Annotated in this window: 15 protein-coding genes; 7 read left to right on the top strand and 8 right to left on the bottom strand. The window is 64.1% G+C overall.

Going from position 1 to position 13,882, the window contains the following annotated elements; all coding sequences use genetic code 11:
• Nucleotides 1–12: 12 nt before the first annotated feature.
• The 4 genes from C8348_RS21405 to C8348_RS21390 form a co-directional block, all read right to left on the bottom strand.
• Nucleotides 13–894 (bottom strand): lysophospholipid acyltransferase family protein, encoded by an 882-nt coding sequence (locus tag C8348_RS21405; RefSeq protein ID WP_106755349.1) that lies wholly within the window; start codon nt 892–894, stop codon nt 13–15.
• A 137-nt stretch (nt 895–1,031) separates the two neighbouring features.
• The gene (thrS, locus tag C8348_RS21400) at nt 1,032–3,011 is read right to left on the bottom strand and encodes a threonine--tRNA ligase (RefSeq protein ID WP_106755348.1); all 1,980 of its coding nucleotides are present in this window, start codon (nt 3,009–3,011) and stop codon (nt 1,032–1,034) included.
• 199 nt (nt 3,012–3,210) lie between these two features.
• A complete protein-coding gene (yidD, locus tag C8348_RS21395; RefSeq protein ID WP_106755347.1) occupies nt 3,211–3,627 on the bottom strand; it encodes a membrane protein insertion efficiency factor YidD in 417 nt (138 codons plus the stop codon).
• Nucleotides 3,628–3,689: 62 nt separating this feature from the next.
• Nucleotides 3,690–4,130: an iron-sulfur cluster assembly scaffold protein gene (locus tag C8348_RS21390; RefSeq protein ID WP_106755346.1), complete on the bottom strand. Its 441-nt coding sequence runs from the start codon at nt 4,128–4,130 to the stop codon at nt 3,690–3,692.
• 272 nt (nt 4,131–4,402) lie between these two features.
• On the opposite strand from C8348_RS21390, the gene folE reads away from it, so the two are divergent.
• Both folE and hisI read left to right on the top strand, forming a co-directional pair.
• The gene (gene folE, locus C8348_RS21385) at nt 4,403–5,038 is read left to right on the top strand and encodes a GTP cyclohydrolase I FolE (protein WP_106755345.1); all 636 of its coding nucleotides are present in this window, start codon (nt 4,403–4,405) and stop codon (nt 5,036–5,038) included.
• 29 nt (nt 5,039–5,067) lie between these two features.
• Entirely contained in the window at nt 5,068–5,529 is a 462-nt protein-coding gene (gene hisI, locus C8348_RS21380) for a phosphoribosyl-AMP cyclohydrolase (protein WP_106755344.1), read from the top strand.
• Between the two features lie 126 nt (nt 5,530–5,655).
• Here hisI and C8348_RS21375 read toward each other — a convergent pair whose 3' ends face one another.
• Both C8348_RS21375 and cysE read right to left on the bottom strand, forming a co-directional pair.
• Nucleotides 5,656–5,877 (bottom strand): DUF3126 family protein, encoded by a 222-nt coding sequence (locus C8348_RS21375; RefSeq protein WP_106755343.1) that lies wholly within the window; start codon nt 5,875–5,877, stop codon nt 5,656–5,658.
• Nucleotides 5,878–6,070: 193 nt separating this feature from the next.
• Nucleotides 6,071–6,904 carry a serine O-acetyltransferase gene (gene cysE / locus C8348_RS21370; protein ID WP_106755342.1) on the bottom strand — a complete coding sequence of 278 codons (834 nt, stop codon included), beginning with the start codon at nt 6,902–6,904 and terminating at the stop codon, nt 6,071–6,073.
• Nucleotides 6,905–7,071: 167 nt separating this feature from the next.
• Between cysE and C8348_RS21365 the strand changes: the two genes are divergently transcribed.
• Nucleotides 7,072–7,944 (top strand): enoyl-CoA hydratase, encoded by an 873-nt coding sequence (locus C8348_RS21365; protein ID WP_244294093.1) that lies wholly within the window; start codon nt 7,072–7,074, stop codon nt 7,942–7,944.
• A 747-nt stretch (nt 7,945–8,691) separates the two neighbouring features.
• On the opposite strand, the gene C8348_RS21360 is transcribed toward C8348_RS21365, so the two are convergent.
• The gene (locus tag C8348_RS21360) at nt 8,692–9,573 is read right to left on the bottom strand and encodes an alpha/beta fold hydrolase (protein WP_106755341.1); all 882 of its coding nucleotides are present in this window, start codon (nt 9,571–9,573) and stop codon (nt 8,692–8,694) included.
• Nucleotides 9,573–10,325, bottom strand: a complete 753-nt coding sequence (locus C8348_RS21355) for an alpha/beta fold hydrolase (RefSeq protein ID WP_106755340.1) — start codon at nt 10,323–10,325, stop codon at nt 9,573–9,575. The genes C8348_RS21360 and C8348_RS21355 overlap by 1 nt, the downstream gene beginning before the upstream one ends.
• Before the next feature lie 225 nt (nt 10,326–10,550).
• Between C8348_RS21355 and C8348_RS21350 the strand changes: the two genes are divergently transcribed.
• From C8348_RS21350 to gpt, 4 genes are all read left to right on the top strand, one after another.
• Nucleotides 10,551–10,796 (top strand): zinc-finger domain-containing protein, encoded by a 246-nt coding sequence (locus C8348_RS21350; RefSeq protein WP_106755339.1) that lies wholly within the window; start codon nt 10,551–10,553, stop codon nt 10,794–10,796.
• Between the two features lie 188 nt (nt 10,797–10,984).
• Nucleotides 10,985–12,184 carry an FAD-dependent oxidoreductase gene (locus C8348_RS21345; protein ID WP_106755338.1) on the top strand — a complete coding sequence of 400 codons (1,200 nt, stop codon included), beginning with the start codon at nt 10,985–10,987 and terminating at the stop codon, nt 12,182–12,184.
• A 112-nt stretch (nt 12,185–12,296) separates the two neighbouring features.
• The gene (locus C8348_RS21340) at nt 12,297–13,058 is read left to right on the top strand and encodes a competence/damage-inducible protein A (RefSeq protein ID WP_106755337.1); all 762 of its coding nucleotides are present in this window, start codon (nt 12,297–12,299) and stop codon (nt 13,056–13,058) included.
• 62 nt (nt 13,059–13,120) lie between these two features.
• Nucleotides 13,121–13,630 carry a xanthine phosphoribosyltransferase gene (gene gpt, locus C8348_RS21335; protein ID WP_106755336.1) on the top strand — a complete coding sequence of 170 codons (510 nt, stop codon included), beginning with the start codon at nt 13,121–13,123 and terminating at the stop codon, nt 13,628–13,630.
• The last annotated feature ends 252 nt before the right edge of the window (nt 13,631–13,882 follow it).

Genomic DNA, 13,882 nt, shown 5'->3' with positions numbered 1-13,882 from the left:
TGAACGAAAGCTTCAGCCGAGCTTGGCCTTGAGCGGGCCGGTGATGCGGCGTTCGAACCAGTTGCGCGGCGGACGGGGTGCCGGAGACTGGGCAAGATCCAGCACCCGCTGCTGCAGGTAGGCCATGACGCCGTTCTGGTCCTTGAAGCCGGCGACATCGTCGTAAGGGATCGGCTCACCAACGCGCACGACGATGGCCGAGCCGAGGATGCGACGGAATTCACGCACCAGGAGGGCGAGCCGCAGGGTCAGCGAGAAGCCGCTGACGAAATGGAACAGCGGCGAGTTCTGGCCCTCGAAATAGATCGGCAGCACGGTCGCCTTGGAAGACCGGATCATCTTGGCAGTGAAGTTCTTCCAGGGCAGCTCTTCGGCGCGACCGAACGGCTTCTTGGCCGTGGCAACGCCGCCGCCGGGGAACACGATGACGGTGACGCCTTCCTGCAGCAGGCGCAGCGCCTCGCGGCGCGTGTGCATGTTGGTGCGCAACGCCTCTTCCGTCTCCTCGAAATCGACCGGCAGCGAATAGGGCCGCACTTCCGGCACCTTCAGCAGCTCGTTGTTGATGAGGATCTTGAACGGGCGGCCCAGCTGCTCGGCCAGCGACAGGATCGCAAGGCCATCACCGATGCCATAGGGGTGGTTGGCGATGATGACGAGCGGGCCCTCGGGAAGCTTGGGCGGCCATTCACCCGAGGCGAACCAGACGCGCAGGTCAATGAGGCGCAGCAGCTCGGTCCAGATCTGCGGCGAGACACCGACGGCCGCTGCCTTCCACTGTTCATAGATGGACAACAGCCGGCGACGGCCGGACAGGCCCTCAACGCCGCGGATCACCCAGCGCTTGAAGGGGGAATGGGCCGGATTGGCATAGCTGAATTCCGCGTGTTCCACCGCTTGCATCCATCAGCTTGCAGGGCAGTCCGTTGCGGCCGCCACCTGCGACGTCACCTCTCGGGAGAGGGTGCTGGACCCGGCCCGACCTGACAAGAGCCGTAGCGGCAGTTTTTACCGCTACGGCAATTTTTCTGTTAGCGCGCGCGCTTCAGGTCCGGCGCGACCGCTTCCTCGACAAACGCTGCAATCGCATCGTCAAGGCTCATCGATGTCTGGTCTGTAGCACCCAGACGGCGCACGTTGACCGTGCGTTCCTCCGCCTCGCGCTTGCCGCAGACGACAATGACCGGCACCTTGGCCAGCGAGTGCTCGCGGACCTTGTAGTTGATCTTCTCGTTGCGAAGATCAAGGTCGACACGCAGGCCCGCCTTGCGCATGGCCGCATGCACATCCCGGGCGTAGTCATCAGCCTCGGAGGTGATGGTGGCCACGACCACCTGCTTCGGCGCCAGCCAGAGCGGGAAATGGCCGGCGAAATTCTCGATGAGAATGCCGAGGAAGCGTTCCATCGAGCCGCAGATGGCGCGGTGGATCATCACCGGCGTCTTCTTCTCACCGTCCTTGTCGACGAAGAAGGCCCCGAAACGTTCCGGCAGGTTGAAGTCCACCTGGGTGGTGCCGCACTGCCAGTCACGGCCGATGGCATCGCGCAGGGTGTACTCGAACTTCGGCCCGTAGAAAGCGCCCTCACCCGGCAGGATGCCGGTCTTGATGCGGCCGCCCGACTGATCCTCGATCTGCTTCAGGACGCGGGTCATCACCTCTTCGGCGTGATCCCACAGCTCGTCCGAACCAACGCGCTTTTCCGGACGGGTCGACAGCTTGACCACGACCTCGTCGAAGCCGAAGTCCTTGTAGACCGACAGGATGAGGTCGTTGATGCGCAGGCACTCGGCCGCCATCTGCTCTTCCGTGCAGAAGACATGGGCGTCGTCCTGGGTGAAGCCGCGCACGCGCATGAGGCCATGCAGCGCACCGGAGGGCTCGTAGCGGTGCACGGTGCCGAATTCGGCAAGGCGCATCGGCAGGTCGCGGTAGCTCTTCAGGCCGTGCTTGAAGATCTGCACGTGGCCGGGGCAGTTCATCGGCTTCAGCGCGAAGATGCGCTCGTCCTCGGCTTCCGGGTCAGCGCACTGCACGGAGAACATGTTCTCCTTGTACCAGCCCCAGTGACCGGAGGTCTCCCACAGCGAGGTGTCGAGCACTTGCGGTGCATTGACCTCATCATAGGTGTTGGCGAGGCGGCGGCGCATGTAGGCGACAAGGCTCTGGAACACGCTCCAGCCCTTGGCATGCCAGAACACGACGCCCGGACCCTCTTCCTGGAAGTGGAACAGGTCCATCTCGCGGCCAAGCTTGCGGTGATCGCGCTTCTCGGCCTCTTCCAGCATGTGGATATAAGCCTTGAGATCCGCCTCGTTGGCCCAGGCGGTCGCGTAGATGCGGGTCAGCATCTCGTTGTTGCTGTCACCGCGCCAGTAGGCGCCGGCGACCTTCATCAGCTTGAAGGCATCGCCGATCTGGCGCGTCGAGGCCATGTGCGGCCCGCGGCAGAGGTCAAGCCACTGGCCCTGGCGGTAGATCTTCAGATCCTGGCCTTCCGGAATGGCGTCGATCAGCTCGACCTTGTAGGTCTCGCCTTTGGCCGCGAAGAAGCGCTTGGCTTCCTCGCGGCTCCAGACTTCCTTGGTGAAGGCTGCACCGCGCGCGATGATCTCGCGCATCTTCTTCTCGATGACCGGCAGGTCTTCGGGCGTGAAGGGCCAGTCCTCACGGGTATCCGGATGGACGCGCTTGAAGTCGTAATAGAAACCGTTCTCGATCACCGGTCCAATGGTGACCTGGGTCCCCGGCCAGATCTCCTGCACCGCTTCGGCCATCACATGGGCCGCGTCGTGGCGGATCAGCTCGAGGGCGCGCGGGTCCTCGCGGGTCACGATCTCGATGCGGGCATCGGCAGAGATCGGATCGGACAGGTCGCGCAGCTCGCCATCAAGGGTCATCGCAACGGCCTTCTTGGCCAGCGACTTGGAAATGCCCTCGGCGACGGCCGCACCGGTGGTGCCAGCCTCATAAGAGCGTACGGAATTGTCGGGGAACGTCAGATGGATCATCGTTGTCTCCTGCTCACTCCTGCAGACGAGGCAGGTAAGCGTTGGGGGTCAAAGGACGGCGTTTCCATACGGGATTTTGCCCGAACCAGCAACCGCAGGCGGCCACCGCGCTTCAGCTCCGCACCGGATTGATGCGACGAGGCAACGAAAATAGACCGTTCGTGCAACAGTTTGGCGACAGACATCCAGCTATCGACCGCTATTGCCAGCGCTGTTCGGGCGGAATGTGGGCACCAGTCCAGCGGCCATAGCGCCAGGGCAGATACCAGCGCGCAGACGGATCAAGCGTGTCGGGCAGCGGATCATAGCCGGACGCGCCATAGGGATTGCAACGCAGGATGCGCGACAGGCCGAGCCAGCCGCCGGCCCAGAAGCCGAAGCGGATGATGGCCTGGCTGGTGTAGTCGGAACAGGTGGGCGCATAGCGGCAGCCGCGTCCCATCACCAGCGACAACGAATGCCTGTATAGCCAGATCAGGCCGAGGGCGAGCCAGGCCGCCGGAGAAAGGTTGGCCAAAGACCGGCGGGATGACGGCGGCTCGGACGGAGAGTTGTCGTCACAGGACGCGGGCGTCTCGCCAGCCGGTCCGCCATGGTTCGGGCAATTCCCGCACATTCCCTGTCTCCTGCCCTACCCTGTCTCCAGATCTCGCCAGCGGCGAGATGGACGACCGGTTTTCAGCCCGCCGCGGTCTTCGCCTCGATCTGGTCGAGCGCATCGACAACAGCGTCGAAGGTCAAAAGGGTTGAGGCGTGGCGGGCCTTGTAGTCGCGCACCGGCTCGAGAAAGCGGAAATCGGCAAAGCGGCCCTCGGGCGGCGGGCCGTTTTCCTTCAGCATGGCCGTGGCTATCCGCTTCAGGTCCCGCAGTTCGCTGGCGCTGGCGCCGATGATGCTGCGGGCCATGATCGAGGATGCAGCCTGCCCGAGGGCACAGGCCTTCACGTCATGGGCAAAGTCCGTGACGATGCCATCTTCGACCTTGAGGTCGACGAGGACGGTCGACCCGCACAGCTTGGAATGCGCCTTGGCGGAGGCATCGGGCGCAGGAAGGCGGCCGAGGCGGGGGATGTTTCCGGCAAGTTCGAGGATGCGGGCGTTGTAGATGTCGTCGAGCATGGCCATCCATCCGAGCGCCCGCGAGACACAGCAGGCAGGCGCGCTAACACGGCCAGACGCTTTGCCGGCCACAGTTTCTTCCTATATAGAGCGTTCCACGCGTTGGTGCAGCCTCCCGATTGTCATCAGAACGGCCAAAGATCCGTCTGGTCTGGTGACGGGAAATTCACCGATCGCGCGTTTCGTCAGCGCTCCGTTCGCATTGCAACGTGATCCGGATTGCAGGCAGGCCCGTACTGACCCATGATGAAGCGAGCTTATGAGGACTGACCATGGATGCCATCGTGAAGCCGGCTGACAAGACTGCTGTGCGCAAGGCGCCGCATGAAATCGCGCGCCCGAGCCGCGAGCAGGCGGAAGCTGCCGTTCGCACCCTCCTGGCGTATCTCGGCGATGATCCGGAACGCGAGGGCCTGCTTGACACGCCGAAGCGCGTCGTGAAGTCCTTTGCCGAACTGTATGGCGGCTATTTCGAGGACCCGGCCGAACATCTGGAGCGGACCTTCGAGGACGTCGGCGGCTTCGAGGACATGATCCTGGTGCGCGGCATTCCGTTCCATTCGCACTGCGAGCACCACATGCTGCCGTTCATCGGCACGGCCCACATCGCCTATTACCCGAATGGCGGCGTGGTTGGCCTGTCCAAGCTGGCACGCGTGGTCGACATTTACGCAAACCGCCTGCAGACGCAGGAAAACTTGACGTCGCAGGTGGTGTCAGCCATTGACGAGCATCTTCAGCCGCGCGGTCTCGCGGTGATGCTTGAGGCAGAGCATCAGTGCATGACCATGCGCGGCGTCCAGAAGGCGGGCGTGTCGACCATCACGACGCAGTTTACCGGCCTGTTCCGGGATGACCCGGCCGAACAGGCCCGCTTCCTGACTTTGATCCGCGGCGGGTCCCGTTAAACCCGTCGCACCAGCGACGGGGATTTGACGTGTCCATCCAGGAATTCGAGCCACGCGGCTCGCGCAGCGAGGTCGAAAACGGCCTCGCCTTCCAGCCCAAATTCGATGAAAACGGCCTGATCGCCGCCGTGGTGTGTGACGCCACGAGCGGCGATTTGCTTATGGTCGGCTACATGAACGCCGAAAGCCTGCGCAAGACCATCGAGACCGGCGAGGCCTGGTACTGGAGCCGCTCGCGGCAGGAGTACTGGAAAAAGGGCGGCACCTCCGGCCAGGTGCAGAGCGTGCGCGAAATTCTCACTGACTGCGACCAGGACGCCCTGTGGCTGAAGGTGGAAGTGGGCGGCAACGGCGCCACCTGCCACACCGGTTACCGCTCCTGCTTCCACCGGGCCCTCGTTGCCCATGACGACGGCCGCGTCGGCCTGAGGCTGGTGGAGGACCATAAGGTCTATGACCCGGCCGAGGTCTACGGCCACACGCACGGGTAACGTGACGGGTGCGGGCGAAAGTGGATAGATCGCCAGCCTTGTCGCCCGGAACCTCATTTCCCGCCATAAAACGCAAAACCCCGGCACAGGGCCGGGGCAGCAGAGGCTTCAGGTGAGGATTGCCGATCAGCCGGCGTCTTCTTCCAGGTCCATCTCGAGAATGGCCATCTGGAAGCTCCAGCTCAGCTCATCGTCCTCGTCGTCACGGAATACGACGCCGATGAATTCGTCGCCGATGTAAACCTCAGCCGAGTCGTCCTTGCGCGGGCGGGCCTGCAGCTTGATCGCCGGCAGGTTGAACTTGCGGCGCAGGTACGCCTCGATCTTCTTGATTTCATCGGATTTCATCGTCGTGTCGCTCCTTGTCCGGGTCGGGACCGGCTATGCCGGAAGATGGCTCCTGTCCGGAGCCCGAGGCGGGTCCGTTTGGCAGGTGAAGCCATCAATGTCAAACCGGTGGCGACCCTACACGATCGGAACGGGGAGCCAACCGCACAGTTCGGCTATCCCCGTGATCCTTTGCGGGCTGAAACAATCAGGATTACTCGGGCAGGCCCTTGTCGGCCAGCAGCTGATCCATCGAACGCGCCGGTTCGGCGCAGCCGGCCTGGCCGACAACCCGCGCCGGCACGCCGGCGACCGTGGTGTTGCACGGAACGTCCTGCAGCACGACCGAGCCTGCGGCAACGCGCGAGCAGCGCCCGATCTCGATGTTGCCAAGAACATTCGCGCCTGCGCCGATGAGGACGCCCTTGCGGATCTTCGGATGACGGTCGCCCTGCTCCTTGCCGGTGCCGCCCAGCGTCACGCCCTGCAGGATCGAGACATCGTCCTCGATCACCGCCGTCGAACCGACGACGAGGCCGGTGGCATGGTCGATGAAGATGCCACGTCCGACCGGCACAGCCGGATGGATGTCGACCTGGAACACTTCCGAAGACCGGCTCTGCAGATAGAGGGCAAAGTCCTTGCGGCCCTGGCGCCACAGCCAGTTGGCAAGGCGGTGGGTCTGCAGCGCATGGAAGCCCTTGAAATAGAGCACCGGCTCCAGCAGGCGATTGCAGGCCGGGTCGCGATCGAAGACGGCCATCATGTCGACGCGGAAGATCTCGCCGAGATCCGGCTCGCTGATCAGGGCCTCCTGATAGGTCTGGCGGATCAGAGAGGCCGAGACGACGTCGCGCCCGAGCCGGTCACCGAGGCGATGGATCACCGCGTCTTCCAGCCGCTGGTGATTGAGCACGGTCTCATAGACGAAGGAGGACAGCGCCGGCTCGTCCACGACCATCCGCTCCGCTTCCTCGCGCATCTGCCGCCAGGCAGGATCATGCAGCGCAATCGAGCCAGCCGCCGGCCGGAGGTTCGAATTCACCATGGCTTGTCTCCTTCAAAGGCCGGCAGCGCGACGCGCACCGTCTCAAGCCGAAATCACTTCGGTGATGCTACCACATGGGCCATGCCGGCCATACCATTGGCTGGCTTGTACGCAAACACGGTTCACACTCAGTTAGGAGCGCCCATGCGCTTCGCAAGGTCTGGTCCGTGATTGGTCGCGCCAGCCCGCCCGCAGCAATCGTCCGCATCTCGTACAGCGCCAGACGCTACCATCGCAAGGACCATCTGACCATGAACCTGCCCGCACGCCACGGCTGTATCACCGTCACGATCGAGGGCGCTGTGGCCTTCGTCACCATTGACAATGCAGAGCGGCGCAATGCCCTGACACTGGCTATGTGGCAGGCGGTGCCGGCGGCAGTGGAAGAGGCAGTCGCCGCCCCGCAGGTCCGGGTGATCATCGTCCGGGGTGCCGGGGAGGAAACATTCGTCGCCGGGGCGGACATTTCGGAGTTTGCAACGCTGCGCGGCAACGCCAAGGACGCCAAGACCTATGAGGCGATCAATGTCGCGGCCTTCGATGCGCTGCGCGCCAGCCCGAAGCCGACCATCGCCATGATCCGCGGCCATTGCCTCGGCGGCGGCGTGGGACTGGCAGTGGCCTGCGACCTGCGGGTTGCAGCCAGGGGCTCCAGCTTCGGCATTCCAGCCGCCCGGCTGGGCATTGCCTATCCGCCCACAGCCCTCGCTGACATTGTAGCGCTGACCGGAGCGGCCAGGGCCAAGGACCTCGTCTTCACCGCCCGCCGCATTGACGCTGCCGAAGCCGAGCGGATCGGGCTGATCGACCGGCTGGTCGACGCGGACGAGCTGGAGACAGAAACACGCGCGTTGGCCGCAACACTGGCGGAGAACGCACCCTTGACCATCACCGCCACCAAGGCCGCACTGACCGCTCTCTCCAGCGGCGACCTGTCCGGTGCCCATGCGGCGGCCGAGCGCTGCTTTGACAGCGCCGACTTCGCCGAGGGGCGGACGGCGTTCCTGGAAAAGCGCAGCCCGGTGTTTCGGGGGGAGTAGGACCTGATAGGCAGCGGCGCTATAACAGGGGCTGATGTCCCTGCCTTGAATTGGATCCACGTCCCCCCGGTCGTCATGCCATGACTTGATCATGGCATCCATGCCGATAGCTCTCGGCGAGTTCAGGCAGCGAGATGGGCATGGTCCAGATTGCAGATGCCGTACCGGGATGAGAGGGAACGGCATGGATGCCATGGTCTAGCCATGGCATGACGAAAGAGAGCGGAACGCGCGACTGGCAGCGGCGCTGTAACAGGGGCTGATGTTCCGACCCCGAATTGGAACCACTTTCCCCCGGTCGTCATGCCATGACTTGATCATGGCATCCATGCCGATGTCTCTCTGCAAACACCTGCTGCGAGATGGGCATGGTCCAGATTGCAGACGCCATACCGGGATGAGAAGTCACGGCATGGATGCCATGGTCGAGCCATGGCATGACGAAAAAGGTGAGGCCGCGCGACTGGCGGTGATGCTGCTGCAGAGGCCTGTGTTCCGACCCCGAATTGGACCCACGTTCCCCCGGTCGTCATGCCATGACTTGATCATGGCATGACGAAAAGTGAGGGATCCGGACAAAATAACACACGCAAGGAAACGGGTGTAACAGACTGATCCTGAACAATAATATTGCTTGAATCCGAATCAGAGCAGCAAGCGCTTGAATCACCCTCTCAGGGCATCACCGACGACGGGATGAGCCGATGCAGGCAAGCTGTTGGGGCGATTCAGGAAAGCCTGGCCAGGTCACACCGGTGCGGCAGGGGCCTCTAGGGTCTCCAGGAAATCAACCAGCGCATCGGTGAAGACGTCATTGCGGTCGCCAGCGACCATGTGGCCGGCAGCCTCGACGTCAACGAAACGGGCATGGGGCACGAGGGACTGGAACTCCTCGACATGGGCCTCTGACACCAGCTCCGATCGTCCACCACGCACCAGCAACACCGGTAAGGCCAGGTGGCGGGCGGCGGCGATCAGTTCGTCTTCGGCCATGGCCCGGGCAACATCGCCATCCGAATGACGGGCGGAGATGAAGCGCGGATCCCAGTGCCAGCGCAAGCGGCCGTCCGGGGTCGGGCGCAGGTTCTTGGCCAGGCCCTCCAGCGAGGCTGGCCGGGGGCGATGCGGCAGATAGGCAGCAATGGCGTCTGCCGCGTCCTCGACGCTGGCAAAGCCGTCGGCCATGTTTGCGGACATGAACTCGACGATCTTCGACACCCCGCCAAGATCGACCCGTGGCGTGATGTCGACCAGCACCAGGGCGGACAGGCTGCCGGGAGCGAGATGCCCCTCGGCGAGAATGCCGGCGAGGCCGCCAAGGGACGCGCCGATCAGCACCGGACGCCGGCCCTGTTCGGCTGTGAGTGTCGAGGCAACGCGCACGAGGTCACGGCCGAAATCGAGGAACGTGTAGTTGCCGGAGGCAACCCAGTCGCTCTCGCCATGCCCACGCTGGTCGAGGCAGACAGCGCTGAAGCCTGCGCGGGCCAGACGCTCGCCTGTCCCGGCCCAGGCATGGCGGGTCTGACCGCCGCCATGCAGCAGCAGGACCGGTGCGCCCTCCTCGCCGAGCCGGTCAGCGACGAGCCTGTTGCCTTCCGCTCCGGTGAAGGAGAGCGCCTTGACCATCAGTCTGTCTCCGCCAGGAAGTCGAGTACGCCCTGCTTGAACACCTTGTCGCCCACGGCGACCATATGGTCGCGGCCGGGGATGTCGAGCACGCGCGCGCCGGGGATAAGCGCCGCCAGATCTTCGGGCGAGCCGGCGATGTCATCCTTGGTCCCGACCGCCACCAGAACCGGGCGGCGGATGCGGGCGACGTCTTCTTCCGTGATCTTCTGGCGCGACGAGCGGATACAGGCCGCCAGCGCCTTGCGATCCGACTTGGTCTGCTCGGCAAAGGCGCGGAAAGCGCGGCCAGTGCGATCGGGCACATCGGCAAGACTGTCGGCCTCCAGACCACACGCAAGCGGCTCCGGATCGCCGACGCCATTCACCATGCCATAGCCAAGGCCGCCGAAAATGGCGCGGCGGACACGCTGCGGGTGGTTGAGGGTGAGGAAGGCGGAAATGCGCGCGCCCATGGAATAGCCCATGACGTCGACCTGATCGAGGCCGAGGTGATCGAGCAGGCGGCGGGCATCCTCGGCCATGATCGGCGCACCATAGTCGGCCGGATCATAGAACTTGCTGCTGTCGCCATGACCGCGATTGTCCAGCGCGATGATCCGGCGGCCATCCTTGCGCAACAGGTCCACCCATCCCGGATAGGCCCAGTTGACGGTCTTGTTGGAGGCAAAGCCGTGAATGAGAAGGATGGGCTCACCCTCGCCCTCGTCCAGATAGGCGATGTCTACTCCGTCGCCGGAAAACTTCAGCATGGTCACCTTGACGCTTACGTTAAAGGAATATCGTCTGGTCTGTACCTTACGCATTCGGCGCTGGCGCGCAAAGGCCGGAAATCGATCCTGCGGTTCGCAGGAAGATGTTGGACGCAAGCAGCCTGCGGCGAATGTGTGTATCACCGCAAAAGCCCTACCCTTTGCCGCAACAAGACAGTATGTTCGGCCACCATCTTCGGTAAGTGAGACATTTGGACAGGTGCCATGGCGGATCATGTTGTCCCGCATTTCCAGAATACCAGCGGCCACGACTGCATCGAGATCGGCGCGCGCGAGTTCATGTGCATCGGGGCAAATCCGCCCTTTGACCATCCGCATGTGTTCCTCGATCTCGGCCACGAGGACCAGATCGTCTGCCCCTACTGCTCGACGCTGTACAAGTACAATCCGTCGCTGAAGGCTGGCCAGGCGGAACCGGCTGACAGCGTCTGGGTGCCGGCGGCTGCCTGATCAAGATCACCTGCCCCGCTCCCGGGCCAGTTTTTGGCCTTGTGAGGAGGCGGGGCAGGACTTTGTCCCTGCTGATCCGGCGTATATGCCGATCCATGGATCATCTGATCCTTGGTGACATCGCCCGGGTCGGCTGCCTGCCCTGACTTTCGTCCAGACCTTTGTCCCGAACGGTTGCGGGCCCTCCCATGACACACTCCCTTCCCGCCCAGCCAGTTGCCGTTGTCGGCGCCGGCATTGGCGGTCTCACGGCTGCGCTCTGCCTGGCGCGGGCCGGCTATCGCGTCGAGCTGATCGAGCGCACCGAATGGCTGGCGGAAGTCGGCGCAGGACTGCAGCTGTCTCCCAATGCCCTGCGCGTTCTGGCTGGCCTTGGCCTGCTGCCCGAACTTGAAGCCAAGGCGGCAGAGCCGGCAACCGTGCGCATCCACAGCGCCCGCAATGGCCGCGATCTGGCGCGGGTGCCGCTTGGTCCTGTCGCCCGCGAGCGCTATGGTCTGCCCTATCTGGTGCTGCACCGGGCGGATCTGCAGAAAGTGCTGCTCGATGCTGTCAGCAACACAGCAACGATCACGCTGACCCTGGGCGCCAGTCTTGGCGAGGTGACGGACACAGGCACCGGTATTGAGGCCGGGATCACCACGGCCAGCGGCTCACGCCAGATCAGCGCCTGCGCCCTGATCGGTGCTGATGGCGTGCGCTCCGAAGTCCGCCAGCGTGTCATGAAAGGGCCGGAGGCACGGTTCTCTGGCCGCACCGCCTATCGCGCCACCCTGCCGGCCAGCGCCGTCTCCGACGTGCTGATGGCGGAAACCGGCCTTTGGCTTGGTCCAAAGGCCCATCTTGTCCACTATCCGGTCCGCTCCGGCCGCGAGTTCAACCTCGTCGCTCTGGTCGAGGAGAACTGGGACGCCGACGGCTGGTCGGAACCGGCCGACCGGGACGCGCTGCTGAGCCGCTTTGCCGACTGGCCGGCCGAAATCCGCGCCGTGATGGAAGTCCCGGATCTGTGGGTTCGGTGGGCGCTGTGCGCCGTCGACGCCGGCACACCCTGGGCAAAGGGCCGGATCGCCCTGCTGGGAGATGCAGCCCACGCGATGTTACCGTTTGCCGCGCAAGGTGCTGCAATGGCAATCGAGGATGCCGCCGTGCTGGGCCGGCTGATGCAGGGCGCGAAGGACATTCCGGCCGCGCTTGCCGCCTACCAAAGCCAACGCCAGCCGCGCGCGGTCCATGTGCAGGAAGCCGCCAGCACCAACGCCACGATCTACCATATGTCCTGGCCCGCCTGCCTTGCCCGTGACGCGGTGCTGAAGGCAAGCTCGCCGGAGAGGCTTTTGAAGCGGATGGACTGGATCTACGGCTGGCGCGACAGCAGCACCGCTTGAGCGAAACCCGCGCTTGCGATAAAGGCAGAAACCGGCCTGCGCCAGACGCGGCAGGACGGACGCCCGGCGGGCCTTCAGGAGGCCGGGCAAACCGGTCGCTGAAGAGGACTGCATGGACGACGCATCGCAAGGGATCGTGACGGCCGCCTTTCTCGTCATCGGAGACGAGATCCTGTCCGGGCGCACCAAGGACAAGAACATCGGCTATGTCGCCGACTTCCTGGCCATGGCCGGCATCGACCTGATGGAAGTGCGCGTTGTCCCTGACATCGAGGCGCGTATCGTCGAGGCCGTGAATACGCTGCGCGGACAGTATGACTATGTCTTCACCTCGGGCGGCATCGGCCCGACCCACGACGACATCACCGCCGACAGCATTGCCAAGGCCTTCGGCGTGTCGATCGACCACGACCCGCGCGCGATGGCGATCCTGTCCGCGCACTATCCCCCCGGTGAATTCACGCCCGCACGCCAGCGCATGGCCCGCATTCCGGCGGGCGCGGACCTGATCGAGAACAAGGTGTCGAAGGCACCTGGCTTCCGGATTGGCAACGTGCATGTGATGGCCGGTGTCCCCTCGATCATGCAGGCGATGCTGGATGCCATCGCCCCGACCCTGCGCAGCGGCCGCAAGATCATCTCGCAAACCGTCGACGCGGATCTTCCCGAAAGCCGCATCGCGGATGCGCTTCGAACCATCCAGGGCGAGAACCCGGATGTCATCATCGGCTCCTATCCCCGCATGACCGACGGTCGCTTCAGCACCCAAGTCGTGCTGCGCAGCCGCGATGCGGCACGGCTCGGCCCCGTGGCTGAAGCCGTCGAGGCGGCGGTCGCTGCGGCCCGGGCCATCGAAGCTGCCAAAAAAGCCTAACCCTTCCGCTCCGGTCCCCGGGGCCAACCGAAAACAGCCACCGCCGCAAGGACGACAGACACATGGAAAACCCCGAGCAGAACAAGGCCTTTCCCGTTTCCTGGGACCAGTTCCACCGCGACGCCCGCGCACTTGCCTGGCGCCTCTCCGGCCAGGGCGAATGGCAGGCCATCGTCTGCATCACCCGTGGCGGTCTGGTCCCGGCGGCCATCGTCGCACGCGAACTCGGCATCCGCATGATCGAGACGGTGTGCATTGCCTCGTACCACAACTACGAAAACCAGGGCTCGCTGCATGTGATCAAGCCGATCGATCCGAAGGTCATCGGCCTTGAAGGCGGCGACGGCAACGGCGTGCTGGTCATCGACGATCTGGTCGACACCGGCAAGACCGCCCGAGTCGTGCGCGAAATGCTGCCGAAGGCGCATTTTGCCACCGTCTATGCCAAGCCGATGGGCCGGCCGCTGGTCGATACCTTCGTGACCGAAGTGTCGCAGGACACCTGGATCTATTTCCCCTGGGACATGGGCTGGCAGTTCCAGCCGCCGCTGAACAAGAACACGGCGGGCTGAGAAGCCGGCAGTTAAATGGGCGCAGCAAGGTGCCCGTCCTTCGTCATCCTCGGCCTTGTGCCACTGCTGTCCGGTTTAAGTTTGTAGGCCTGGGAGTTGCATCTGCCTTGTGTCATTTGGCGGGGTTGGCGGGGCTTTGCTGAGGTGGTCGATTGGCCGTTTGTGCATGATGTTGAGGCGCAGGAGGCGGGCAAAGGCGCGGGGCTGAGGGATTGCGCGCTGGGTGGCATGGACGATGCGCAGCAGGATGTA

The sequence above is a fragment of the Pannonibacter carbonis genome (genome assembly GCF_003012935.1).
Lineage (GTDB): Bacteria > Pseudomonadota > Alphaproteobacteria > Rhizobiales > Stappiaceae > Pannonibacter > Pannonibacter carbonis.
This window is presented reverse-complemented; position numbering and strand designations above follow the sequence as displayed.

Coding starts and splice junctions, on each gene's coding strand:
- C8348_RS21355 (WP_106755340.1), bottom strand. CDS start 10,325: ATGCTGAAGTTTTCCGGCGACGGAGTAGACATCGCCTATCTGGACGAG.
- C8348_RS21345 (WP_106755338.1), top strand. CDS start 10,985: ATGACACACTCCCTTCCCGCCCAGCCAGTTGCCGTTGTCGGCGCCGGC.
- thrS (WP_106755348.1), bottom strand. CDS start 3,011: ATGATCCATCTGACGTTCCCCGACAATTCCGTACGCTCTTATGAGGCT.
- C8348_RS21390 (WP_106755346.1), bottom strand. CDS start 4,130: ATGCTCGACGACATCTACAACGCCCGCATCCTCGAACTTGCCGGAAAC.
- C8348_RS21360 (WP_106755341.1), bottom strand. CDS start 9,573: ATGGTCAAGGCGCTCTCCTTCACCGGAGCGGAAGGCAACAGGCTCGTC.
- C8348_RS21340 (WP_106755337.1), top strand. CDS start 12,297: ATGGACGACGCATCGCAAGGGATCGTGACGGCCGCCTTTCTCGTCATC.
- folE (WP_106755345.1), top strand. CDS start 4,403: ATGGATGCCATCGTGAAGCCGGCTGACAAGACTGCTGTGCGCAAGGCG.
- gpt (WP_106755336.1), top strand. CDS start 13,121: ATGGAAAACCCCGAGCAGAACAAGGCCTTTCCCGTTTCCTGGGACCAG.
- cysE (WP_106755342.1), bottom strand. CDS start 6,904: ATGGTGAATTCGAACCTCCGGCCGGCGGCTGGCTCGATTGCGCTGCAT.
- C8348_RS21350 (WP_106755339.1), top strand. CDS start 10,551: ATGGCGGATCATGTTGTCCCGCATTTCCAGAATACCAGCGGCCACGAC.
- yidD (WP_106755347.1), bottom strand. CDS start 3,627: ATGTGCGGGAATTGCCCGAACCATGGCGGACCGGCTGGCGAGACGCCC.
- C8348_RS21375 (WP_106755343.1), bottom strand. CDS start 5,877: ATGAAATCCGATGAAATCAAGAAGATCGAGGCGTACCTGCGCCGCAAG.